The following is a 23,091-nucleotide window of genomic DNA, read 5'->3' as shown; positions in this document are numbered from 1 at the left end:
TTGGGAAATTAACAAATTCCATTTTAAGGTATATTTAAGATAAGGGCACGTATCTATTTTTTTGTTTACTTTGCTACTTTAAAAAAGTAATAACTTGGAAAACCGCCAGCAACGATTAAAGAAACCTGAATGGCTTAAAATAAAACTTACCGAAGGCGAAAACTACGCAAGCACTAGCGAAACCGTTAAGGCGCACAACCTGCATACGATTTGTAGCAGTGGACGATGTCCAAATATTGGTGAATGCTGGGGAAAAGGCACGGCAACATTTATGGTGCTGGGTGAAATATGTACCCGATCTTGCAAGTTTTGCGCAACCCATTCGGGGCGCCCTCTTCCTGTTGATAGGGAGGAACCATCGCGTGTTGCACAGTCGGTGCGCTTGATGGGGGTAAAGTATTGCGTAATAACATCTGTAGATAGGGACGACCTCCCCGATGGAGGAGCCTCTCATTGGTCCTCCGTGATTTCGGAGGTAAAGCGCGTTAACCCCAATACAGCAGTTGAAGTTCTAATCCCCGATTTCGATGGTCGTAGCGATCTTATCGATATCGTTCTCGCTGCAAATCCCGATGTAGTTGGGCATAACCTCGAAACCGTAAAGCGGCTAACGCCTTCGGTGCGTAGTCGTGCGCAGTACGATGTCAGCCTAAAAACTCTTAGCCACATTGCAGAAAGAGGAGCGGTGGCAAAATCTTCGTTAATGCTAGGTCTTGGAGAGACGGAGGAGGAGATTTTAGAAGCCATGGACGATATGCTTGCTGCAGGCTGTCGGTTGCTAACCCTAGGGCAGTATCTTCAACCAACGCACAAGCATCTTCCTGTTCAAGCCTATATTCATCCCGATAAGTTTGCCGAACTGAAGGAAATTGCGTTGCAGAAGGGGTTTAAGTATGTGGAGAGCGGACCTCTAGTGCGTTCGTCATATATGGCAGAACGTGCCTATGTCGGTATGACAAATTCATCAATTCTTCCTTAGCGATGAAACGAGAAGTTGCATACGTAGATTTTGGTCTTATCGATTACCAGGAGGCTTGGGATAAGCAGCGAGTTCTCTTTAACCAACTCCTCAACCGGAAAGTGCATCCTACGGAGGAGGGGCATGATTGCTTTATCCTATGTGAACATTCGCATGTTTACACTCTTGGGAAGAGTGGCGTAGATGCTAATCTTCTTATATCCGATGATTTTCTTCAAAAGATAGGGGCAACTTACTACAAAATTGATAGAGGAGGGGATATAACCTATCATGGACCTGGGCAAATTGTTGGTTATCCAATAATAGATCTCGAAAAGTTCGAGGTATCGTTAAAGGATTATATCCACAAAATTGAGGATATGATTATTCTTACAATTGCCGAATATGGAATTGTAGGAGAAAGGCTTGACGGTGCAACTGGAGTTTGGATAGATTCATGCATCCCCGGTAAAGCACGCAAGATATGCGCCATTGGCGTTAAGGCTAGTCGTTTTATTACGATGCATGGTTTTGCCCTTAACGTCAATACTAACCTCGATTACTTTACCTACATAAATCCTTGCGGATTTGTAGATAAAGGGGTGACCTCAATGGAAGTAGAGTTGGGGAGAACGTTGGATTTTGAAGAGGTGAAAAAAGTAACCGCTGAAAAATTCGAATCAGTATTTAATGCAAATTTATATAATAGCGCGGAGGTAAAGTAGATGGTAAAATCTTGGGTTTTGAAGGAACAAGGCAATCCTGAAATTGTAGTTAATTTGGCTGCATCCTTGGGTATTGACTCTGTTTTAGCCAATCTACTTGTTCAGCGAGGGGTAACCAATTTCGACGATGCAAAAGCGTTTTTTCGTCCATCGTTAAGTGACTTGCACGACCCGTTTTTGCTTGCTGATATGGATAAGGCGGTAGAGCGACTTCATTCAGCAATGTTCAACAATGAGCGAATACTTGTTTATGGCGATTACGATGTAGATGGTACAACTGCAGTTGCTTTAATGTACTCGTTTCTTCGTGAAAGGTACCCTAATGTGTCGTATTACATACCCGATAGATATAGCGAAGGGTATGGTGTTTCATTTAAGAGCATTGAGTATGCTGCTCAAAATGGGTATACCCTTTTTATAACTCTCGACTGTGGCATAAAGGCTGTAGAAAAAGTCGCTCATGCTAAAACGTTGGGAATTGACTTTGTTATCTGCGATCACCACTTCCCCAGCGAGGTTATACCTGATGCTGTTGCTGTACTTGATCCAAAGCGAATCGACTGCTCATACCCATTTGGTGATCTGTCAGGTTGCGGGGTTGGTTTTAAGCTACTTCAGGCATACTGCTTGAAGTATAATATTCCATTTTCGGAATTAGAGGTATTGCTCGATCTTGTGGCAGTGAGCATTGCTTCCGACATTGTCCCTGTGATTGGTGAAAATAGGGTGCTTGCCTATTTTGGATTAAAGCGGTTGAACGAAAAACCACGCTATGGGCTTAAATCAATTATTAAGCTTTCGGGACTTGATCATCACAGTATTGCAATTGACGATATCGTATTTAAGATAGGACCTCGAATCAACGCGGCTGGTCGCATGGAATCTGGTAAAACCGCGGTGGATTTGCTTACTGCACCCAACGAGGAGGTAGCAAAGGAGATTGCGGACATCATCAACGAATGCAATAACGACCGTAAGAATGTCGATAGAACGATTACGCTTGATGCCTTTAATTTCATAGAAAGCAATCCTGAATTTGCCAAACGTAAAAGTACGGTGCTCTTTAATCCTACTTGGCATAAGGGGGTTGTAGGGATTGTAGCGTCTCGCTTAATAGAGACTTACTATAGACCTACTGTGGTGCTTACGCTGTCAAGCAATGGCTTTGCTACAGGTTCGGCTCGAAGCGTTCCTGGTTTTGACCTTTACCAAGCAGTTGAGACATGTTCTGATTTACTTGAAAATTTTGGGGGACACATGTATGCAGCAGGGCTAACGCTTAAGGTGGAGAATGTAGAGAAATTTTCTAAGCGGTTTGAGGAGGTGGTTAGCGCTATTATAAAGCCAGAAATGCTCGTGCCTCAAATTGAAATAGACTCGAAGTTAAACTTAGAGGAGATATCTCCTAAGTTCTACAGAATACTTAAGCAGTTTCAACCTTTTGGACCTGGAAATATGTCGCCTGTTTTTCTTACCGAAGAAGTGTACGATAATGGCGATGGTAGAAAAGTTGGTACAGGAGAAGAACACCTTAAGCTAGACTTAATTCAGGAGAATAATCCTTATAAGCCAATAGGAGCTATAGGTTTTGGACTTGCCAATCACTACGATAATATTAAGAATGGAATGGCGTTAAAGGTTTGCTATGCAATCGTGGAAAACCATTTTAGGGGAGTTTCTACCATTCAACTCAGATTGAAGGATGTTAAGTTGCAGAGTGAGCCGCTTTAGAACGTTACAAATCTAAGGTGGCTTGCAATCTTACATCTGTTTTCCTATTCCCGTTAATTTTATCTACTCCATCTCCTATGCTTGCTTTTGTTGATGAGTAAAATGTCTCTGCTATTTTCAACCACAGGCTAAGCTGCTTCCCTAGTTTTGCACGTAACATCAAATAGGTTCTGCTCCCTTTTTGGTGGAAAGAGGACGATGCGTACATTCCTGGTAGATCATTTTCGTAGCAGTAAAGGGCAACATCCCAAGTGGGAGCGTCGAAGGTTGCAAATCGAGTATAGAGCCTAATAGGCAATCTGTCAAAGTTGAATTGGAAGTCGGCATAGGTTAAATATCCCAGCTTTGAACTTTGTGATTCTGTAGCGTAGTAGCTAATGGCTCCGCTAAGTCTAAATTCAATCTTCTTATCGGGCACGTACCGCAGATTAGCATCACCCTTGTAACTTTTTACGCGTTCGGTAAGCGCATAATTGCCGCTTGGTTGAGGTATATCCATCTCCTTTGTCTTGTACCTAAACCTGATTCGACTCTCGATAGACGATCCAATAATACCCGAAAGGCTTATGCCTGCTTCTGTTCCATCCGATGGCTTGCTTACCCGGTATTTTGGAGCAGGCGATTGGAACATGTCAACATAGGCTAATACGGAATACTTATATCTTGGTGAAATTTTGATTCCGAGATATACCCCCTCTTCATTTGTGGCATTAGAACTTTCTCCAAAGGAGTTGTTGGATTTTATGGAAAATGATTTTGGGTATTTCCGATACGATGCTGTTAAAAGTGTTTGGTAGCTTAACTTGATGGTGGTCCCTATAAATGTTGCAATGTTCTTGTTTTGATCAACAGCAACCTCGCCAAAAGTTGAGTATTTTCCCCACTTCCCGTAAAAATCGATACTCGCCCCCTGTTCACTGCTAGAAAGTGTGCTTACGTTAGTTTCTTTAGAAAAGAGATTTAGGCTGATGACGCTTTGCTTGTACGTATAAGAAACTCTTGATGCAAGCATTTGTTGCTGTACTGCAGATCTACTTAGCAGCTCTTTCGAATTGCGGTGTAAGCCGCTTGTGGGTATTACAATTCCCAAAGAATCGGTAGTTGATGGGTGCCCGTCGAGCCATCTCTTTGATGCTGCTACTACTATTGAGATAGGCTTGTAGTTGACTTCTATAGCTGCACCTCTGTAGAAGTTAATCTCATCAAATGATTTGAACGTGTTGATGCTCGACTTTCGCCTTAGCAGGGTAGGGTCGCTACTTTTACTGGTAGAAAAGCCCGACCAGGAAAGAAGCCCCTGACCTAGATTGATGCGATAATCGCCAACGATTAATCGGCTTACATGCTTTATTGGCTCGACAGCCATAACGCTTCCTCCAAAGCTATCGAAATATGCTCTGTTGATAGTGGCACGTTCTCCTGCATCTTTCTCGGAGTGGATGTTGATGAAGATGCTTTTCCCAAGAGAAATGTTGCTGGCTAGTGCATATTGAGATTTTTTTCCTAAAAAGTGGGTGCTTGATGTATCATTAAACCCTCTTGAATTTTGGATTGTGTAGCTGCTTCGAACCATATAGTTCGAGCGAATTTTCTGTAGATCGGCTAGGGTTATGTGCTTCTTTTCGGGAATGGTTAAGGTGATGAATGGGACGATTAATTCCGATAGTTCTGTATCGAATCCGGGGACGTACTGCAGCTCATTAAGCGATTTGATCTCTCCATTTGCTGCAACGTATTCTGTGATGCTCTCTATTTGAAAATCGGATAGCACCAGTAACTTTTCGAGATGTTGGGCTGTGGGTTGGTTGATGCAGATTGGGGTGGAACGAAGAGCCTCGAAATGGTTCGATAGCTCTTCGACATCAGAAGGGGAGTCTGTATTTATATTTAGCACGTATTCCACAATCTGCTTTACAGGGTCGTGGCTGGTAACTTGTGCTTGAGTGGTGGTGATAGAGGTTGAGAAGCAAATTAGGTAGAGGATTCTTCTCATTTATGTGTTATTCGTTTATTTAGTTTTTCTGTTGAACCATATTGTTGTGGAGGCTTGTGGTGAGTAGCCTAATGTTTGATGCTTGGACACCGAGATGTCGAATGTAAGAAAGTTGGTTGTGTAGCCAAATCCAAAGCTTAGCAGGTTTGGAGAAGACCGAAATCCTGCCCGAGCGCAAAGCCCTTTATATATACTCCATTCGAAACCTGAATGAAATGCGAGTTTTTGTTCAAGCGGTTTATCAATATCCGAAAAAAGAGTAATGCCAAATGGTGATAGGTACGATATGCCAAGAACAAGCGCCGAGGGGAGCGTTTCCTTTACCTCTTTCCCAATCTTCTCGTGCGTAGGATTTTTTACGTGGGCTCCAAGCGTAATGCGGTTGGATATTTGTGCGTTGATGCCGAATTCGCCAGTAAATGCTGCAACAGAACCATATCCATCAGCAACCTGAATGAAGTTGTAGCATATCTTTCCACCGACACTGATGCTTTTCCATATGTTCTTGCCAACGATAAGTGCAGCGTTTCCTTGGTTGTAGGAGGTTATACCATAGCGCGACAGGAAGAACCCTGCGTTTAGATGCTTTGAGGCGTACGACAAGCCAACGCTCGAAAGGTTTAGCTCTTTAATAAGGTATGAGTTCTCGTAGTATACCCCAGCGGTGTATTGGTTTGTTTGGCGGGCTATGTTGGCGGGATTGTTAAGCGACGACCAAAAGTCGGTTAGCGTTACATAAGCGGAGCCAAGTGCGGTCGAGCGACTTCCGTAGGGGCTAACTTCGGTGAGGATTTGACCTTTTACTGGTAATGGAAAGAAGAAAGGGATGGCTACCGAAATAATCAGCATGCTAATTTTCGATATGCCACCCCTTGTATGCATTTGCTGTTAATTCGTTTTGTAGTCGTATTTTACTTTGGCAAGCTCGTTGTTGGCAGAACTTATTTTGTTTGCTAAATCTGCCTTGAAAACTTTAATTTTTTCAAAAATGGAGGCATCTCCTGTGCCAATAATCTGAGCGGCAAGTATGGCTGCGTTCTTAGCCCCGTCAAGAGCTACGGTTGCAACGGGAATGCCTGAGGGCATTTGAAGGATTGAGAGTATAGAGTCCCAGCCGTCTATGGAGTTGGAGGATTTGATGGGAACCCCAACTACTGGAAGCGGCGTGAGGGCTGCAATAACCCCTGGAAGATGAGCTGCGCCACCGGCACCTGCAATAACAACCTTTACGCCTCGGGTGTGGGCATTCTTGGCGAAGTCTAGTACCATCTCGGGTACGCGATGTGCTGATAATGCATTTATTTCGAACGGGATTTGCATTTCGTTTAGGAACTTTGCTGCTTCTTCCATAATCTTAAGGTCGGAAGTGCTCCCCATGATGATGCTTACTTTTGGTTGCATAGCGCGCTCAATCTTTTAAATTGAAATTAAACAATTATTCTTACTTTCGCAAGATACTTAAAATTTCTACTCTCCTTATGGAACGTATTAAACTTCACGATAAAGTTTTTGAGGTGTCAATCCCATCGGATCGAATTCAAGAGGCTGTTAGGAATGTTGCAAACCAGATTAATAGTGAGTATACCGATGCCGATTGCCCCATCTTTCTAAGCGTCTTAAATGGCTCGTTTATGTTTGCGGCTGACCTGATTAAGAACATCAACTTTCAATGCGAAATATCGTTTACCAAGCTGGCTTCGTACAATGGAACGTCATCTACCGGTAAGGTGAACGAGCTGATTGGGCTAACGAAGAGCCTTAAAGATAGGGTCGTGATTATTGTTGAAGATATTATCGATACAGGAACTACCCTAGAGAAATTGCTGGAGGTGGTAGGCGCTCAGGAGCCTAGAGAGGTGAAAATTGCAACGTTCCTCTTTAAGCCCGATGCCTATAAGAAGGATCTGAAAATAGACTATGTGGCGATGGAGATCCCCAACGATTTTATCGTAGGGTATGGGCTGGACTACCAAGAGTTGGGTAGGAACTACAAGAGCATTTACACGGTAGTAGAATAGTCAAACTTAAGCTCGCTTTTTAATCATGCTAAATGTTGTCCTATTTGGAGCTCCTGGTGCCGGTAAGGGTACGCAGGCAGACCTGCTTGCAAAAGAGTTTGGGTTGATCCACCTGTCTACCGGTGATATGCTCCGCGAGGAGATCGCCAAGGGGACGGAGCTGGGGATGCGCGCAAAAAGCATCGAGGGCGGGAATTTTGCCCCCGACGAGGTGGTGATTACGCTGCTTGAGAACGCGGTTCGGGAGAATAGGCATGGTAACGGCTTCGTTTTCGACGGATTTCCGCGTACCATTGCTCAGGTGGATGTGCTGGATGTCATTCTTGCATCGGTAGGCTCGTCGGTAACCATGATGGTGTCGCTTGATGTTGCCGAGAGCGAGCTGGTGCAGCGCCTGCTGAAGCGCGGCGAGGAGAGCCATCGGCTGGACGACCGAAACATCGATATCATAAAAAAGCGTATTGGAATCTACCACGAGCGAACCGAGGCCGTAATGGACCTCTACAAACTTGCCGGGAAGTACCACGCGGTGGACGGCATCGGAACCCTCGACGAGATCCTTAACAGGATTAAGGAGCAGGTAGGTGTGGCCGCCTCGAAATGACGGGGTTAGCTGCTAAATTTATTATTCGTACCTTTGCCGTTCAGTTTCCGAAAAAATAGCACATGCAATCTAACTTTGTAGATTACGTTAAGGTCTTTCTGCGCTCTGGTAATGGTGGCGCTGGTTCTTCGCACTTTCGTCGCGAGAAGTTTGTTGAGTTTGGTGGTCCCGATGGCGGCGATGGCGGCATTGGGGGGAGCATCATCCTTCGTGGTAGCCATCAGCACTGGACGCTTATCCACCTAAAGTACCGCAAGCACATCATTGCCGATAATGGCGATTGCGGCCACGGGCAGCGCCGTAGCGGTAAGGCCGGCACCGATGTGATTCTTGAGGTGCCGCTTGGCACTATTGCCAGGGATGCCGAAACCGGCGAGGTGCTCCTTGAGGTAACCGAAGATGGCGAGGAGAAGGTGCTTGCCCCAGGCGGGATAGGCGGCTTAGGGAACTGGCATTTTAGAACGGCAACTAACCAGGCGCCCCGCTACTCGCAACCCGGTATGCCGGGAATCGAAGGCTGGTTTATCCTTGAACTTAAGATTCTGGCCGATGTGGGGCTCGTTGGATTCCCCAATGCCGGAAAGTCGACGCTGCTTTCGGCAATATCAGCGGCGCGGCCTAAGATTGCCGACTACGCCTTTACCACCTTGGAACCCAACATCGGAATTGTGGAGTACCGCGACGGCAAGTCGTTTGTGATGGCCGATATTCCGGGGATCATCGAGGGGGCCCACGAGGGGCGCGGCCTTGGGCTTCGCTTCCTGCGCCACATCGAGCGGAACTCCATGCTCCTTTACATGGTGCCTGCCGACAGTAAGAACATCCACGAGGAGTACAACGTGCTGGTAAACGAGCTGAAGATGTACAACCCCGAGCTGCTCGACAAGAAGCGCATCCTGGCCATCACCAAGTCGGATATGCTCGACGAAGAGCTGATGGCGGAGATCGAAGGCGATCTGCCCAACATCCCACATGTCTTTATCAGTTCGGTGGTGGGGTACCACCTGATGGAGCTGAAGGATATGATCTGGAAACAACTTAACAACGAGTAGCGCTATGGGCTGGCTTTTAGAGATCGATACGCAAATTCTTTACTTCATAAACGGGCTAAACTGCCCTTTCTTGGACGGGGTGATGTGGCAGCTCTCGAAGCCGCTGGTTTCGCTGCCGATGTACGCCTACATTATCTACCTGCTGTATAAGGGTGAGGGAAAGAACCTGTGGCGCCCGCTGCTGGCCATCGCGCTGGTTGTCCTGCTCGCTGATAGGATTTCGGTGGAGTGCTTTAAGGATGTGGTTTGCCGCCTCCGCCCAAGCCATACGCCAGGAATCATGGAAAACCTTCACTACTACATCAAGGCTAACGGCGATGCCTACCATGGCGGCTCGTACGGTTTCGTGTCGTCGCATGCGGCCAACACCTTTGGGGTGGCGGTTTTTATTGCCCTTTACGCCCGGCGCAGGGCTGTTACCGCCATTGCCCTATCGTGGGCGGCGGTGGTGTCGCTTAGCCGGATTTACCTCGGCGTTCACTTTCCTACCGATATCTTCGCCGGTGGCGCGCTCGGCGCCCTAATCGGGTGGCTGTGCTACTACGGCTACCAGCGCCTGGCGCAGAAGTTCGGCTGGGGAGGCGTTGCGCGGTAGCCTGCGGCGCTTCGACACGGTTTTCGAACTCCTCCGACGCGGTCCTGAACCCCGTCGGATACGTTGCACAACCCCGTCGGACACGTTCCGAACCACCTCAGATACGTTGGATAACCCCGTCGGATACGTCCAACGACGCATCGATGCGGTTCCGAACCCCTCCATATACGTTGCACAACCCCATCGGATACGTTCCGAACCACCCCAGATACGTTGGATAACCCCTCCGTATACGTTCAACGACGCGGCGATGCGGTTCCGAACCCCGTCGGATACGTTGTACAACCCCTCGGGATACGTTCCGAACCCCTCCATATACGTTGCATAACCCTTCCGGATACGTTGCACAACCCCATCGGATACGTTCCGAACCACCCCAGATACGTTGGATAACCCCTCCGTATACGTTCAACGACGCGGCGATGCGGTTCCGAACCCCGTCGGATACGTTGTACAACCCCTCGGGATACGTTCCGAACCCATCCATATACGTTGCATAACCCCTCCGGATACGTTCCGAACCCCTCCATATACGTTGCATAACCTCTCCGAATACGTTGCACAACCCCATCGGATACGTTCCGAACCACCTCAGATACGTTGGATAACCCCTCCGTATACGTTCAACGACGCGGCGACCCATTTTCGAACCCCATCCGACCACCGCCAGCTTACATTAGCGGCAAAGGCATAAGGGACAGACTATTTAACGAATGGCTGCTGGCGGTTTCTGGTATTTAACGCTGCCAGCTACCCCTGTTCGGTGGGGTTTTCATAATTTGTTGCCGCTTACTGGAGCGGCTTGTTGGCACGTAGGGGATGCAAATTACAATCGAAGGTCTAATTGTTTTGCGATGAAGGATGTTTGTTGCTACTTTCAGGTCCACCAGCCATTCCGCCTAAAGCGTTTCCGTTTTTTTGATATCGGGAAGGGTGTAGGCTACTTTGACGATTCTGCCAACCGAAGCATACTGAATAAGGTAGCCGAGAAGTGCTACCTGCCCGCCAACCGGGTGCTCCTGAAAGAGATTAAGCGGCATAAGGGCGCGTTTCGGGTTGCCTTTTCGATATCGGGAACCGCCCTGGAGCAGCTCGAGCAGTACGCCCCAAGCGTGCTCGACTCCTTTCGGGAGCTTGTGCGTACCGGGTGCGTCGAGCTGCTGGCGGAAACCTACTACCATACGCTCTCCTCAGTTGTGGGCACTACCGATTTCGAAGATCAGGTAGGGCAGCACCGCCAGCGAATCGAGGCGCTTTTCGGCGTTTCGCCCACTGTCTTTCGCAACACCGAGCTCGTGTATTCCGACCTCATAGGCGCCCGAGTAGCCAAGATGGGGTTTCGGGCAATTCTCACCGAAGGGTACGAGCAGGTGCTGGGCGGGCGAAGCCCCCACGCCCTTTACCTGAATCCCACCGATCGTTCGCTGAAAATTCTGCTGCGCAGCTACAAGCTAAGCGACGATATTGCCTTCCGATTTTCCGATAGGGGATGGGACGGATGGCCGCTAACCGTCGAAAAGTACGTGAAGTGGCTTAAGGAGGCCGCGAAAGCCGATCAGGTGGTTAACCTGTTTATGGACTACGAAACCTTTGGCGAGCACCAGTGGGCCTCCACCGGCATATTCAGTTTCCTGGAGCAGCTGCCAGGGGCCATCCTAAAAACCAAAAGCCTGAGGTTTGCCACCCCGTCGGAGGTGGCCGAGCGGGGAATCCCAGCCGGCGAGCTAAGCGTACCCTCCGTTCTTTCGTGGGCCGATGCCGAACGCGACCTGTCGGCCTGGTTGGGCAACGGCATGCAGGACGATGCCTTCGAGAAGCTCTACTCCCTATCCGAAAAGGTAAACCAACTATCCGACGAGGCCATACGGAGCCAGTGGGGCAGGCTGCAATCCAGCGATCACTTCTACTACATGTGCGTCAAGCAGCACTCCGATGGCGAGGTGCACAGCTACTTTAACCACTACAACTCGCCCTTCGAAGCGTACATTACCTACATGAATGTGCTCAGCGATTTCGAAATGCGGGTCGATAGAGCCCTCGAAGAGCAGCGGCAAAGCCGAAAGGCGGTGGCGCCTGAAGCAACGAGCCCTGCCGCTCAGGCAAGCTCCCCAACATTCTATCTTGGATAAAACCTAGCACAATTCGATATGAGCATGGCTAACGAAATTGTACCTTCCTACCTGTTTGAAGTAACGTGGGAGGTATGCAACAAAATAGGAGGAATTCATACGGTTGTAGCAACCAAGGCCCTTCAGCTTTCCGAAATCTTACCCGATCGGCATATCTGTATTGGACCCGATATTTTTAAGGATATTGGGGGAACCTCCGAGTTTACAGAGGATAGGGAACTGCATAAGGATTGGCGAGAAAGACTCTACCACGAGGGACTACGCCTTCGGGTGGGGCGGTGGAACATCCCCGGCAACCCAATCGTATTTCTGGTCGATATGTCTTCCTACATCGAAAAGAAGGACGAGCTCTTTACGTGGTACTGGGAGCAGTATAACCTCGACTCGCTAACCGGGCAGTGGGACTATATCGAGCCCGCCATATTCGGATTTACCGTTGGGCGCGTCATCGAGAGCTTCTACCACTACATGCTCACCGGCGATAACAAGGTGGTGGCGCATTTCCACGAGTGGATGACCGGCACCGGGCTCCTATACCTAAAGGCACAGCTGCCTCAGGTGTCAACCGTCTTTACCACCCATGCAACGGTTCTGGGGCGTTGCCTGGCGGGCACCAGCATGGCCCTGTACGAGAACATGCTTAGCGTAAATCCCGATCTGGCCGCAAAGGATCATAACGTGCAGGCAAAGCACTCGCTCGAAAAAACTGCCGCAAACGAGGCCGAGATCTTTACAACCGTGAGCAGCATAACCGCCAAGGAATGCTCGCACTTCCTCAACAAGGGGGTGGATATCATCACTCCTAACGGGTTCGACCTCGCAATTGTTCCCGCTCGCGAGGAGCTAAAGCTGATGCGGATCGAGGCTCGCGTTGCCATGCTCGAAGTGGCCGAAGCGCTCCTGGCGCGTCCGGTATCCCCCAACAGCATGCTCGTGGGCACATCTGGGCGGTACGAGTTTAAGAACAAGGGGCTCGACGTGCTCATCGAATCGCTTGGCCATCTAAATAAGAATGAAAATCTGAAGCGCGAGGTTTTGGCATTCCTGTTTATTCCTGCCAACCAGCATGGCCCCCGTAGAGATCTGGTTCGGAATCTCCATGATCGGGATCTTGCTGATGCTGCCGCCCTTCACGATTCCTACCTTACGCACTACCTGGTTGATGCCGATGTCGACCCAATAATGAAGAAGATTAAGCAGGCAGGCTTAACGAATAGGACGACCGACAAGGTAAAGGTGTTCTTTGTCCCCAGCTACCTGAATGGGAACGATGGCATCTTCAACCGAAGCTACTACGACCTGCTGGTTGGGCTTGATGTTAGCATCTTTGCCTCGTACTACGAGCCGTGGGGCTATACTCCTCAGGAAAGCTTGGCCTTCTACGTACCAACCGTAACCACCACCCTTGCCGGTTTTGGAAATTGGATGGAGGTTCATGGCTTTACGAATAGCTCGCTCGAAGTTATCCCTCGAACAGACGGCAATACCGCAGAGGTTGTCGAAAGCATTAAGTCGACCATCCTCAACCTATCCGAGGTTGATGCTCACGGGTACGAGAAACTCCGTCAGGATGCCAATGCACTAGCTACCCAAACCCAGTGGCACTCATTTGTGAAGTACTACATGAAGGCTTACACTCAGGCCATCAATAAATCGTTCGGAAGAACCAACCGTCTTATTAGCATGGATAAAAGTGATCTGCTATCATTTATAGATAAGGCTCAAGAGCTGAGCAAGCCTCGCTGGAATAAAGTATACGTACAGAAGAATATTCCAGAAAAGATCAAGCCGCTCGAGGAGATATCGCGGAACTACTGGTGGTCGTGGAATTCCGAAGCGCTGGAGCTATTCGAGATGATCGATCCCGAGCTTTGGCTGGCGTGCAGCAAAAATCCTGTCGACTTTCTTAACCAGCTCAGCTTCCTTCGGTATCGCTCGCTCGAGACAGACAGTGGCTTCCTAAAGCGGCTCGGTGAGGTGTACGCACATTTCAGAGCCTATATGGATAAGAAGGTTGAGGGGAACTACAAGGTTGGCTACTTTAGTATGGAGTATGGCATCGATCGTTCGCTTAAGATCTACTCCGGAGGTTTGGGCGTACTGGCCGGCGACTACCTCAAGGAGGCTAGCGATCAAAATGCGGGCATTGTTGCCGTAGGCTTGCTCTACCGCAACGGTTACTTCTCTCAGCAGCTATCGTCATCTGGTCAGCAGATATCGTTGATCGATTTTCAGGATTACTCCAAGCTTGCCATAGCGCAGGTAAAGGATAGCGAGGGCGATCCGCTCACCATTTCGCTGCCGCTGCCTGGTCGTCGGCTTTTTGCTCGGGTTTGGAGGGTCGATGTTGGCCGTACGGAGCTCTACCTGCTCGATGCCGACTACGAGGCAAACCTGCCAGAAGACAGAACAATTACCTACCAGCTTTACGGTGGCGATTGGGAGAATCGGCTGAAGCAAGAAATCCTGCTTGGCGTTGGAGGCATTAGAGCGCTTAAGCGGATGGGCATAAAGCCGGATATCTACCACTGCAACGAAGGGCATGCCGCATTTATCGGGTTAGAGCGTATGGTAACGCTGATTGAAGACGAGGAACTGTCTTATGCGGAGGCAATAGAAGTGGTTCGTTCATCGTCGTTATTTACCACGCACACGCCAGTTCCTGCTGGCCACGATGCTTTCCCCGAAGAGATGCTGGCTCCATACCTAGGCTTTTTACCTGCGAGGCTGAAGATTTCGTGGGAACAGCTGCTTCGTCTTGGCGATCTGAAGCCGAATAGCCCAATGGACAAGTTCTCAATGAGCATGCTTGCGGCTAACCTGTCGCAGGAAATTAACGGCGTAAGCATGCTGCACGGCGATGTTAGCCGGCATATCTTTAAGAAACTCTACAACGGCTATATGTCTTCGGAACTGAACATAGGCTACGTTACCAATGGGGTTCACTATCCAACTTGGGCGTCGAAAGAAATCGTTCAACTCATCGAAAATGAGGAGGTGCCCAATGCCGCTGTGGCAATAGGACGACCAGAGTGGAAGGACAGGATAGATAGCATCGACGATAAGATGCTTTGGGAAACGAAGAATGTCTTGCGCGCTAAACTTATCAATGTCGTTCGGGAACGTCTCTTAAATCCAACGTATTCGTCGTACGAAAACCCCAAGCAAACGCTTCGCATACAGGAAATGCTGCGCGATGATGTACTAACCATCGGCTTTGCCCGCCGTTTTGCCACCTACAAGCGGGCTGCGTTGCTGTTTAGGGATTTGAACCGTATCAGTAAGATCCTGAATAATCCAAAGCATCCGGTACAGCTGCTGTTTGCCGGTAAGGCGCATCCAAACGATGGCCCAGGACAGGATTTAATTAAGTATATCGTTGAACTATCCAAGCGTCACGAATTTGAGGGTAAGGTAATCTTCCTTCAGAATTACGACATGGAGCTTGCCCGTAGCATGGTTCAAGGCGTAGACGTTTGGCTGAACAACCCCGCGCGCCCGATGGAGGCATCAGGAACCAGCGGGCAAAAGGCCGTAATGAACGGAACACTTCATTTTAGCGTGCTCGATGGCTGGTGGGTCGAAGGGTACGAGAAAGATGCCGGATGGGCTTTGCCCCAGAAGCAGTACTACATGAGTGATGAGTATCAAGATCAGTTTGATGCCGAAACCATTTATTCGATTATTGAGGATGAGATTGTGCCTGCATACTACGAAATGAGCAAGGATGACGTTCCTCATACCTGGGTGGGGTATGTAAAGAACTCGCTAAAGTATGTTGCCCCTCAGTTTACCACCAAGCGTATGCTCTTCGACTACCAGAAGAAGTACTACAAGCAGCTTACAAAGCGCTCGAAAGAAGTTGCCTTAAACGATTACGATTTGGCTCGAGAATATGCCGAGTGGAAGCGGAAGGTGCTTCGGAACTGGTCGAATATTGGGCTTGTTTACGTGTCGCAGTTCCAAAAAGACAACGAGGAGATTGTCCTTGGTAAGAAGTATAATGGTTTTGTAAAACTCGACTTAAAGGAGCTATCTACCGACGATGTGGGGGTTGAGATGGTCGTTGCCAAACCTCTTGCCGGAGACGAGGTGGAGGTGATCCTTAAAAAAGAGTACGATCTTGTTGAAACAGATGGAACGGTTGCCACCTATAAGGCAGATCTAATTCCTATTAATCCTGGCATGTACGAGGTCGGTATTCGGGTATTTGCAAAATGTAAGTATATGCCCAATAGGCAGGATTTTTGTTTGGTGAGATGGTTGTAAACGTAAGAAAGGAGGCTGCGGCCTCCTTTCTTACTGTATAATCGTTATGAAAGAATTATTTTTTCTTCTTCATCTTTTCAACTTCGTCTTTCATATCCTGACCGTTAGGTAGGGGCGAAGTGCCATACACTTCAGCTTCTAGGTAGTACTTGGGTATTTCACCATATCCACCTAGTTCTTTCCTGTTTTTTACCAGGAGGTACATGCCACCATTGTTGGCAGCTTTCTTTTTGGCCATAACCTCTGCGCTATTTTTTGCGCTGGTTGCTGAGGTTACGCTTGATGCCGATTTTCCAATAATTACAGCTCGAAGATGCATACCGTCAACATCAGTAGGGTTGTCGGTGATGATAATGGAGCGCCAGTCGGTAGCGGCAATATTGATGAATACAGGCTTGTTGTACTGCTCTACTTTCCCCGAAGCGTAAACGATTCGTTGTACAACTTTCCTTTCTATCGTCTTTTCCTTGTTTGAAGAATCAGGATGGGTGTAAAAAATTTTGGTAGACGAGACGCTTGTAACGCTTGCCGTTAGTGTGTCGCGGGTAAGCGTGAAAATGGTGTCTTTAGCCACTTTTGTTTGGAGCGTTGTTCCTTGTGCTAGTCCGTTACTGGCGTACATGCTTGCTAAGAAGCAAATAAGATATCCCAAGTTTCTTGTCATACTTAACATTTTACTCGCAGCTTACGAGGACTGTAGGCCATCGTAAAGGGTTATACTTCTATAAAATAAGTTGGTTTTTGTCGTTCCAAAAGTAATAATATTTGGCAACATACATATTCGCTGGTTGCAGCTGTGTTAATGGATGGGGCTGACGCGTTGTAAACTCGTTGTCTTTTCTTGTTATAATGCACTTCCTGTTGTTTTCTAGGTTGGTTACTTTTGCGATATTTAGCAAAAAGGTTTTTGCCACCTTAGTTATTCCGAAAAATGATGTAAAATTGCAGCGGGAAATGGCTATTCATTTAAGCATTTAAAATGAAGAAGGTTCTGGTTTCGGTTTACTTAGTATTATATGTAGCGTTATCCTGCGCGTTTTTTGTACCTGTAATTCCATTGTGGCTTATTTGTTTGCTCCTTGATAAGGAGATCCGCTGGTTAAATTTCTACCGTTTTTGGTGGGGGCGGATGTACTTTTACGTTAACCCAGGGTGGACAGTAAAGTCTGAAGGAATGGAAAACATCGATACAAGTAAGCCCTACATCATTATCTCTAACCACCAGTCTGCTCTTGACATTCCCTTTTCTGCCTTCATTCGTACGCAGTTTAATTGGGTGTCGAAGTTCGAGGTGCTTTACGTTCCCATTATTGGATGGCTGATGTGGTTATGCCGCGATATTCCAATTAAGCGAGGCCAGTCGAGAAGTGCGCGTATGATGATTCATCAGGTTGCCAGTAAGGTGGCGCATCGCAGGTCGGTGCTCCTCTATCCCGAAGGCACTCGCTCGCGTGATGGGCAGGTGAAGCACTTTAAGGAAGGAGCCTTTGTAGTGGCTAAGGCAAATAAGATAGGTATTCTTCCTGTTGTAATAGAGGGAACCTTTGATGCTATGCCTCGTGGTCAGTTTGGGTTTAGGCTAAGGCAGAATTTTAAGATGAAGGTTTTGCCAGAGTTTACCTACCAGCAAATGGAGAACTTGTCACCCCGTCAGGTTGCCCAGCAGCTCGAAGATATTATTCGTAAGGAGCATATGCTCCTTGCTCCAGATAAGTATAGCAAGTCGTAACACTTTTATCGCTAAATAAATCCTTTCTATGCCTTTGCTCAGATTTAAATCGGTAGACCAGCAGAAGCTAATCAAGATCAGTACCGAGTTAATTGATGATCTTGTAGAAATTGTTGGTTCGCCCCGCGACTACTTCAGCCTTGAGCACATCGATGCTGCCTTTATTGTGGATGGTGTCGTTGTAAAGACAAATCCACTTGTTGAGGTGGCCTGGTTTGCCCGCACCCAAGAGGTGCAGGATAAGGTGGCTCAGTGTATTACCAAGCACCTGATAAAGGTCGGATACCTATCGGTAGATGTTTATTTCGTGAAGCTAAAGCGTGAACGCTACTACGAGAACGGAGAACATTTTTAACTGTTGCGACAACTCATTAAGGGCTTGCCATATTATCGCTAGCGGTGATGAGGCAGGCCTTTTGCGCCTTTGCTACTTAGCATAACCAAACGGTTATGGCTGTTGTGATTAAGGCGGATGGTTAATAATTTGTTGATAATTTGTAGAAACGAGCATTTCGATTTTCTTATATCTTTGCATTAAGCAACCTATATAGCCAATATGACTGCAATCTATTCTGAAGATAGTATTCAAACACTCGACTGGAAAGAGCACATTCGTCGACGTCCAGGTATGTACATCGGTAAGCTGGGTGATGGTTCATCGCCCGATGATGGCATATACATCCTGCTAAAGGAGGTTCTTGACAACTCGATTGACGAGTTTGCCATGGGCTTTGGTAAACGAATTTCCATTAAAATAGAGGATAAGACGGTTACCGTTCGCGACTACGGTCGTGGTATTCCGCTCGGGAAGTTGGCCGATGTGGCTTCGAAGATGAATACCGGTGCGAAGTACGACTCGAAGGCTTTCGTTAAGTCGGTAGGTCTAAACGGTGTCGGTATTAAGGCGGTTAATGCGCTCTCTATCGACTTTAGGATTCAGGCTTTCCGAGAGGGGCAGTGTCGCGAAATTCTCTTTTCGAAAGGAGAAATAGTAAGCGACAGCGGCGTGGTTGCCGATGAACAGGGTCGATCGAACGGTACGCAGGTGAGCTACCTAGCCGATGAATCGGTATTTGGGAAGTACTCCTTTAATCTCGACTTTGTTGAGTCTATGATAAAGAACTACATCTACCTGAATACCGGACTTACATTAGAGTTGAATGGGACACCTTACGTTTCTAAGAACGGATTGCTCGATTTGCTCAACGATAACATTTCGGATGAGCCTTTGTATGCACCAATTCACCTAAAGGGCGAAGACCTTGAGTTGGCGATTACCCACGGTACATCGTATGGCGAGGATTACTACACCTTCGTAAACGGTCAGAATACTACGCAAGGTGGAACGCACCTGATTGCCTTTAAGGAGGCGTACGTTAAAACCATCCGCGAGTTCTACAAAAAGGATTTTGATGCGGCCGATATTCGTAACTCGCTTGTAGCGGCCATCAGCATTAGGGTAATTGAGCCCGTGTTCGAGTCGCAAACTAAGACGAAGTTGGGCTCTAAGGATATTGGACCTAATGGACCATCGGTGCGCAACTTTATTGTTGACTTTGTTAAGGAGAGGTTGGATAACTACCTTCATAAGAATCCCGAAGCTGCCGATGCGCTGCAAAAGAAGATTCTTGAATCGGAAAAGGACCGTAAGGCTATTTCGGGTATTCAGAAGCTGGCTAAGGAGCGCGCCAAAAAGGCCAACCTTCACAACCGCAAGTTGCGCGACTGCCGCCTTCATAATGGCGATAAGGATCCACGCTCGGAGAACAGCACCCTATTTATTACCGAGGGTGATTCGGCGAGCGGTTCCATCACCAAAAGTCGTGATGTTAATACCCAAGCGGTGTTCAGCCTTAGGGGTAAACCGCTCAACTCGTATGGGCTTACCAAAAAGATTGTGTACGAGAACGAAGAGTTTAACCTGCTTCAGGCGGCGCTGAATATAGAGGAGGATGTTGATAACGTTCGCTACAATAGGGTGGTGGTGGCAACCGATGCCGATGTCGATGGTATGCACATCCGCCTGCTGCTTATTACCTTCTTTCTGCAGTTTTTCCCCGACCTAATCCGCCGCGGGCATCTCTTTATCCTTCAAACGCCACTCTTCCGCGTGCGCAACAAGAAGCAAACCTTCTACTGCTACAGCGAGGAGGAGCGCCTTTCTGCAATAGAAAAGGTTGGGGCTAATCCCGAGATCACCCGATTTAAAGGTCTTGGTGAGATTTCGCCCGACGAGTTCCGCAACTTCATCGGCGAGGATATCCGTCTCGACCCTGTTCGCCTTACCAAGGAAGACTCCGTGCACGACCTACTGCAGTTCTACATGGGCAAGAATACCCCCGAGCGTCAGGAGTTCATCATCGGAAACCTCCGATTTGAAGAGGATGTTGTTGAGGATATCGAGAAGATGGAGCACTTGGGTGAGGTGCTTGAGGAAATCGAGCTGCTTGCCGACAGCATTGACGAGATTAAGGCGCGCGAGGGCGTGCTCGAATAGCAAATAGGTAGAAACTATCAAAGATTAGCTGAACAAATGAGCGAAGAGCTTGACGACCGCATAGAGCTAGAGGGCGACTCTGTACAATCCTCTAGTGCCGAGGAGAAGGCCCACTACCAAAAGCTGATGGGCGAGACAAAGAAGTATCGGCTGTCGGGGATGTACAAGGACTGGTTTCTCGACTACGCCTCGTACGTTATCCTAGAGCGTGCCGTGCCGCACATCGAAGATGGTTTTAAACCCGTACAGCGCCGTATCCTGCATGCCATGAAGAAGATGGATGATGGCCGCTACAACAAGGTGGCGAACATCATTGGCTTTACCATGCAGTTTCACCCTCATGGCGATGCCTCTATTGGCGATGCGCTGGTGCAGCTTGGGCAGAAGGATCTGCTGATTGACTGTCAGGGTAACTGGGGTAACATTTTAACTGGCGACAGCTCGGCTGCACCCCGTTATATTGAGGCGCGCCTTACCAAGTTTGCCGGCGATGTGGTGTTCAATGCCAAGACTACCGAGTGGATGGCCTCGTACGACGGCCGTAACCAAGAGCCGGTAACGCTTCCCGTTAAGTTCCCGTTGCTGCTTGCACAGGGCGTTGAGGGTATTGCCGTAGGCTTGGCCTCCAAAATACTTCCCCACAACTTTATTGAGCTTATCGATGCCTCCATCGCCCATCTCCGCGGCGAGGACTTTGAGCTCTACCCCGACTTCCCAACGGCAGGGATGATTGACGTGTCGCGATACAACGATGGGCTACGTGGCGGTGCCGTTAAGGTTCGCTCCAAGATAACCAAGTTCGACAAGAAGACGCTGGTGATTACCGAAGTGCCATTCGGCAAGACCACCTCATCGCTCATCGAGTCCATCATTAAGGCCAACGATAAGGGTAAAATCAAGATAAAGAAGGTTGACGATAACACCGCCCGCGATGTGGAGATTGTCATCCACCTAGCCAACGACGTTAGCCCCGACATCACCATCGATGCGCTGTACGCGTTTACCGACTGCGAGGTGTCCATATCGCCCAATGCTTGCACCATCATGGGCAAGCGCCCCTACTTTGTAGGGGTAAAGGAGATGCTACGCCGATCGACGGAGCGTACCAAGGAGCTGCTGCGCATGGAGCTCGACATCCGTTTGCGCGAGCTGGAGGAGGGGTGGCACATGTCATCGCTCGAAAAGATATTCATCGAAAACCGCATCTACAACTCCATCGAGGAGTGCGAAACGTGGGAGGCGGTCATCGAAACTATCGACCGGGGGCTCGATCCGTTTAAGCCGATGTTGCGTCGCGAGGTGACCACCGACGATATCGTTAAGCTTACCGAAATCAAGATCAAGCGCATCTCGAAGTTCGACACCAAGAAGGCCGACGAGTACATTCGCGGCATGGAAACCGAGATGGACGAGGTGAAGAACCACCTCGATCACCTGGTGGACTACACCATTGCCTACTTCGAGAACATCCGCAAGAAGTACGGCAAGGGACGCGAGCGCAAGACCGAGATCCGCAGCTTCGACGTGATACAGGCGGCCCAGGTGGTGGTGGCCAACGAGAAGCTGTACGTCGACCGTAAGGAGGGCTTCTTCGGCACCAACCTCAAGAAGGAGGAGTTCGTGTGCGAGTGCTCGGACATCGACGACGTTATCGTCTTCCTGCGCGACGGCAAGTACGTCATCACCAAGGTTACCGACAAGGGTTTTGTGGGCAAGGACATCATCCACATCGCCATATTCAAGAAAAACGACAGCCGTACCATCTACAATATTGTTTACCGGGATGGGAAGAACGGCCCGATATACATGAAGCGCTGCGCCATTACGGGCATCACGCGCGACAAGGAGTACGATATGACCAAGGGAACGGCCGGCTCCAGCATCCTCTACATGAGCGCCAACCCCAACGGCGAGGCCGAGGTGCTGAAGGTGTACTTCAAGCCGCGCCCCAGGCTCAAGAAGCTCATTGTGGACCTCAACTTCTCGGAGCTGGCCATCAAGGGGCGCTCGTCGATGGGGAACATCTTTACCCGCTACGCCATCCACAAGGTGGTGCTCAAGGAGAAGGGCGTGTCGACGCTCGGCGGCCAGAACATCTGGTTCGACGACACCATCCGCCGCCTGAACGCCGAGGGGCGAGGAATGCACCTGGGCGAGTTCCTATCCGACGATAAGATTTTGGTGATTGCCAAGAACGGCAGCTACACCACCACCTCCTACGAACTCACCAACCGCTACGAGGACGAGATCATCCGAATCGAGAAGTTCGACCCCGAAAAGGTGTTCTCCATCACCTACTACGACGGCGAGCAGAAGTTCTTCTACGTGAAGCGCTGCACCTTGGAGGCCAGCGATCGGTCGTCGGAGCTGGTAGGCGAGCACCGGGCGTCGTACATCGTGGAGGTGAACGACGACGACTACCCCCAGCTGGAGGTTACCTTCGGCGGCGCCAACGCCAGCCGTCCGGCCGAGCTCATCGACGTGGACGAGTTCATCGGCGTAAAGAGCGCCAAGGCCAAGGGCAAGCGCGTTACCACCTACGAGGTAGGCAAGCTCGAGTTCATCGAGCCGCTGGATAAGGCGCCCGAACCCGAGGAGGAGGAGTTGGAGGATGGCGAGGATGGGCCAATCGACCTATCGCTCGATCCCGAAGACTACAGCAACGCCCAGCAGATGAACTTAGGACTGTAAAGGGCTCGGCAGCAACAATAGTAAAAAGGCGGTGTACCGGTGGTGCGCCGCCTTTCCTTTTTCTTGTGCGATGGGCTGCCTACGGGCGAATCCTCGATCC

17 protein-coding genes are annotated in these 23,091 nt (G+C 48.9%); 13 read left to right on the top strand and 4 right to left on the bottom strand.

From position 1 onward, the window contains the following. The first annotated feature begins 94 nt into the window (after positions 1-94). From lipA to recJ, 3 genes are read left to right on the top strand one after another with little or no spacing between them, the layout of a single operon-like run. Complete coding sequence (gene lipA, locus ACHZA1_RS05645; RefSeq protein WP_320054259.1) at positions 95-979, top strand: lipoyl synthase; 885 nt, start codon at positions 95-97, stop codon at positions 977-979. A 2-nt stretch (positions 980-981) separates the two neighbouring features. Further along, a complete protein-coding gene (gene lipB, locus ACHZA1_RS05640; protein ID WP_320054258.1) occupies positions 982-1,683 on the top strand; it encodes a lipoyl(octanoyl) transferase LipB in 702 nt (233 codons plus the stop codon). Further along, a complete protein-coding gene (recJ, locus tag ACHZA1_RS05635; protein WP_320054257.1) occupies positions 1,684-3,414 on the top strand; it encodes a single-stranded-DNA-specific exonuclease RecJ in 1,731 nt (576 codons plus the stop codon). It abuts the gene before it with no gap. Between the two features lie 4 nt (positions 3,415-3,418). Here the strand turns inward: recJ and ACHZA1_RS05630 are convergent, their stop codons facing one another. From ACHZA1_RS05630 to purE, 3 genes are read right to left on the bottom strand one after another with little or no spacing between them, the layout of a single operon-like run. After that, positions 3,419-5,407, bottom strand: coding sequence for a helix-hairpin-helix domain-containing protein (locus ACHZA1_RS05630; RefSeq protein ID WP_320054256.1), 1,989 nt, complete (start codon positions 5,405-5,407; stop codon positions 3,419-3,421). A 15-nt stretch (positions 5,408-5,422) separates the two neighbouring features. Continuing rightward, positions 5,423-6,289, bottom strand: a complete 867-nt coding sequence (locus ACHZA1_RS05625) for a hypothetical protein (protein ID WP_320054255.1) — start codon at positions 6,287-6,289, stop codon at positions 5,423-5,425. 6 nt (positions 6,290-6,295) lie between these two features. Then, positions 6,296-6,808: a 5-(carboxyamino)imidazole ribonucleotide mutase gene (gene purE, locus ACHZA1_RS05620; RefSeq protein ID WP_320054254.1), complete on the bottom strand. Its 513-nt coding sequence runs from the start codon at positions 6,806-6,808 to the stop codon at positions 6,296-6,298. Positions 6,809-6,885: 77 nt separating this feature from the next. On the opposite strand from purE, the gene hpt reads away from it, so the two are divergent. The 6 genes from hpt (at position 6,886) to glgP (ending at position 16,074) form a co-directional block, all read left to right on the top strand. Then, positions 6,886-7,425, top strand: coding sequence for a hypoxanthine phosphoribosyltransferase (hpt, locus tag ACHZA1_RS05615; RefSeq protein WP_320054253.1), 540 nt, complete (start codon positions 6,886-6,888; stop codon positions 7,423-7,425). 25 nt (positions 7,426-7,450) lie between these two features. Then, a complete protein-coding gene (locus ACHZA1_RS05610) occupies positions 7,451-8,029 on the top strand; it encodes an adenylate kinase (RefSeq protein WP_320054252.1) in 579 nt (192 codons plus the stop codon). A gap of 62 nt (positions 8,030-8,091) precedes the next feature. Further along, positions 8,092-9,081: a GTPase ObgE gene (gene obgE / locus ACHZA1_RS05605; protein ID WP_320054251.1), complete on the top strand. Its 990-nt coding sequence runs from the start codon at positions 8,092-8,094 to the stop codon at positions 9,079-9,081. A gap of 4 nt (positions 9,082-9,085) precedes the next feature. After that, positions 9,086-9,676, top strand: a complete 591-nt coding sequence (locus ACHZA1_RS05600) for a phosphatase PAP2 family protein (protein WP_320054250.1) — start codon at positions 9,086-9,088, stop codon at positions 9,674-9,676. An 854-nt stretch (positions 9,677-10,530) separates the two neighbouring features. After that, complete coding sequence (locus ACHZA1_RS05595; protein WP_320054249.1) at positions 10,531-11,805, top strand: glycoside hydrolase family 57 protein; 1,275 nt, start codon at positions 10,531-10,533, stop codon at positions 11,803-11,805. Positions 11,806-11,829: 24 nt separating this feature from the next. Further along, positions 11,830-16,074, top strand: a complete 4,245-nt coding sequence (glgP, locus tag ACHZA1_RS05590) for an alpha-glucan family phosphorylase (protein WP_320054248.1) — start codon at positions 11,830-11,832, stop codon at positions 16,072-16,074. A gap of 55 nt (positions 16,075-16,129) precedes the next feature. On the opposite strand, the gene ACHZA1_RS05585 is transcribed toward glgP, so the two are convergent. Continuing rightward, positions 16,130-16,738, bottom strand: a complete 609-nt coding sequence (locus tag ACHZA1_RS05585) for a hypothetical protein (protein WP_320054247.1) — start codon at positions 16,736-16,738, stop codon at positions 16,130-16,132. Between the two features lie 510 nt (positions 16,739-17,248). On the opposite strand from ACHZA1_RS05585, the gene ACHZA1_RS05580 reads away from it, so the two are divergent. The 4 genes from ACHZA1_RS05580 to ACHZA1_RS05565 all read left to right on the top strand — a co-directional run bounded on the left by ACHZA1_RS05580 (position 17,249) and on the right by ACHZA1_RS05565 (position 22,991). Next, positions 17,249-17,803 carry a lysophospholipid acyltransferase family protein gene (locus tag ACHZA1_RS05580; RefSeq protein WP_320054246.1) on the top strand — a complete coding sequence of 185 codons (555 nt, stop codon included), beginning with the start codon at positions 17,249-17,251 and terminating at the stop codon, positions 17,801-17,803. 28 nt (positions 17,804-17,831) lie between these two features. Then, positions 17,832-18,158, top strand: a complete 327-nt coding sequence (locus ACHZA1_RS05575) for a DUF1904 family protein (protein WP_320054245.1) — start codon at positions 17,832-17,834, stop codon at positions 18,156-18,158. A gap of 201 nt (positions 18,159-18,359) precedes the next feature. After that, positions 18,360-20,300: a DNA topoisomerase IV subunit B gene (locus ACHZA1_RS05570; RefSeq protein ID WP_320054244.1), complete on the top strand. Its 1,941-nt coding sequence runs from the start codon at positions 18,360-18,362 to the stop codon at positions 20,298-20,300. A gap of 36 nt (positions 20,301-20,336) precedes the next feature. After that, positions 20,337-22,991 carry a DNA gyrase/topoisomerase IV subunit A gene (locus ACHZA1_RS05565; protein ID WP_320054243.1) on the top strand — a complete coding sequence of 885 codons (2,655 nt, stop codon included), beginning with the start codon at positions 20,337-20,339 and terminating at the stop codon, positions 22,989-22,991. Positions 22,992-23,091: the final 100 nt, after the last annotated feature.

Source organism: uncultured Acetobacteroides sp. (assembly GCF_963667355.2).
Classification (GTDB): domain Bacteria; phylum Bacteroidota; class Bacteroidia; order Bacteroidales; family ZOR0009; genus Acetobacteroides.
The sequence above is the reverse complement of the archived record's forward strand: the minus strand, read 5'-3'. Positions and strand labels throughout refer to the sequence as shown.

Excerpts from the sequence above, each read along its gene's own strand:
- lipB (WP_320054258.1), top strand. The coding sequence starts at position 982 with ATGAAACGAGAAGTTGCATACGTAGATTTTGGTCTTATCGATTACCAG.
- recJ (WP_320054257.1), top strand. The coding sequence starts at position 1,684 with ATGGTAAAATCTTGGGTTTTGAAGGAACAAGGCAATCCTGAAATTGTA.
- ACHZA1_RS05630 (WP_320054256.1), bottom strand. The coding sequence starts at position 5,407 with ATGAGAAGAATCCTCTACCTAATTTGCTTCTCAACCTCTATCACCACC.
- ACHZA1_RS05625 (WP_320054255.1), bottom strand. The coding sequence starts at position 6,289 with ATGCATACAAGGGGTGGCATATCGAAAATTAGCATGCTGATTATTTCG.
- purE (WP_320054254.1), bottom strand. The coding sequence starts at position 6,808 with ATGCAACCAAAAGTAAGCATCATCATGGGGAGCACTTCCGACCTTAAG.
- hpt (WP_320054253.1), top strand. The coding sequence starts at position 6,886 with ATGGAACGTATTAAACTTCACGATAAAGTTTTTGAGGTGTCAATCCCA.
- ACHZA1_RS05610 (WP_320054252.1), top strand. The coding sequence starts at position 7,451 with ATGCTAAATGTTGTCCTATTTGGAGCTCCTGGTGCCGGTAAGGGTACG.
- obgE (WP_320054251.1), top strand. The coding sequence starts at position 8,092 with ATGCAATCTAACTTTGTAGATTACGTTAAGGTCTTTCTGCGCTCTGGT.
- ACHZA1_RS05600 (WP_320054250.1), top strand. The coding sequence starts at position 9,086 with ATGGGCTGGCTTTTAGAGATCGATACGCAAATTCTTTACTTCATAAAC.
- ACHZA1_RS05595 (WP_320054249.1), top strand. The coding sequence starts at position 10,531 with ATGAAGGATGTTTGTTGCTACTTTCAGGTCCACCAGCCATTCCGCCTA.
- glgP (WP_320054248.1), top strand. The coding sequence starts at position 11,830 with ATGGCTAACGAAATTGTACCTTCCTACCTGTTTGAAGTAACGTGGGAG.
- ACHZA1_RS05585 (WP_320054247.1), bottom strand. The coding sequence starts at position 16,738 with ATGACAAGAAACTTGGGATATCTTATTTGCTTCTTAGCAAGCATGTAC.
- ACHZA1_RS05580 (WP_320054246.1), top strand. The coding sequence starts at position 17,249 with ATGGAAAACATCGATACAAGTAAGCCCTACATCATTATCTCTAACCAC.
- ACHZA1_RS05575 (WP_320054245.1), top strand. The coding sequence starts at position 17,832 with ATGCCTTTGCTCAGATTTAAATCGGTAGACCAGCAGAAGCTAATCAAG.
- ACHZA1_RS05570 (WP_320054244.1), top strand. The coding sequence starts at position 18,360 with ATGACTGCAATCTATTCTGAAGATAGTATTCAAACACTCGACTGGAAA.
- ACHZA1_RS05565 (WP_320054243.1), top strand. The coding sequence starts at position 20,337 with ATGAGCGAAGAGCTTGACGACCGCATAGAGCTAGAGGGCGACTCTGTA.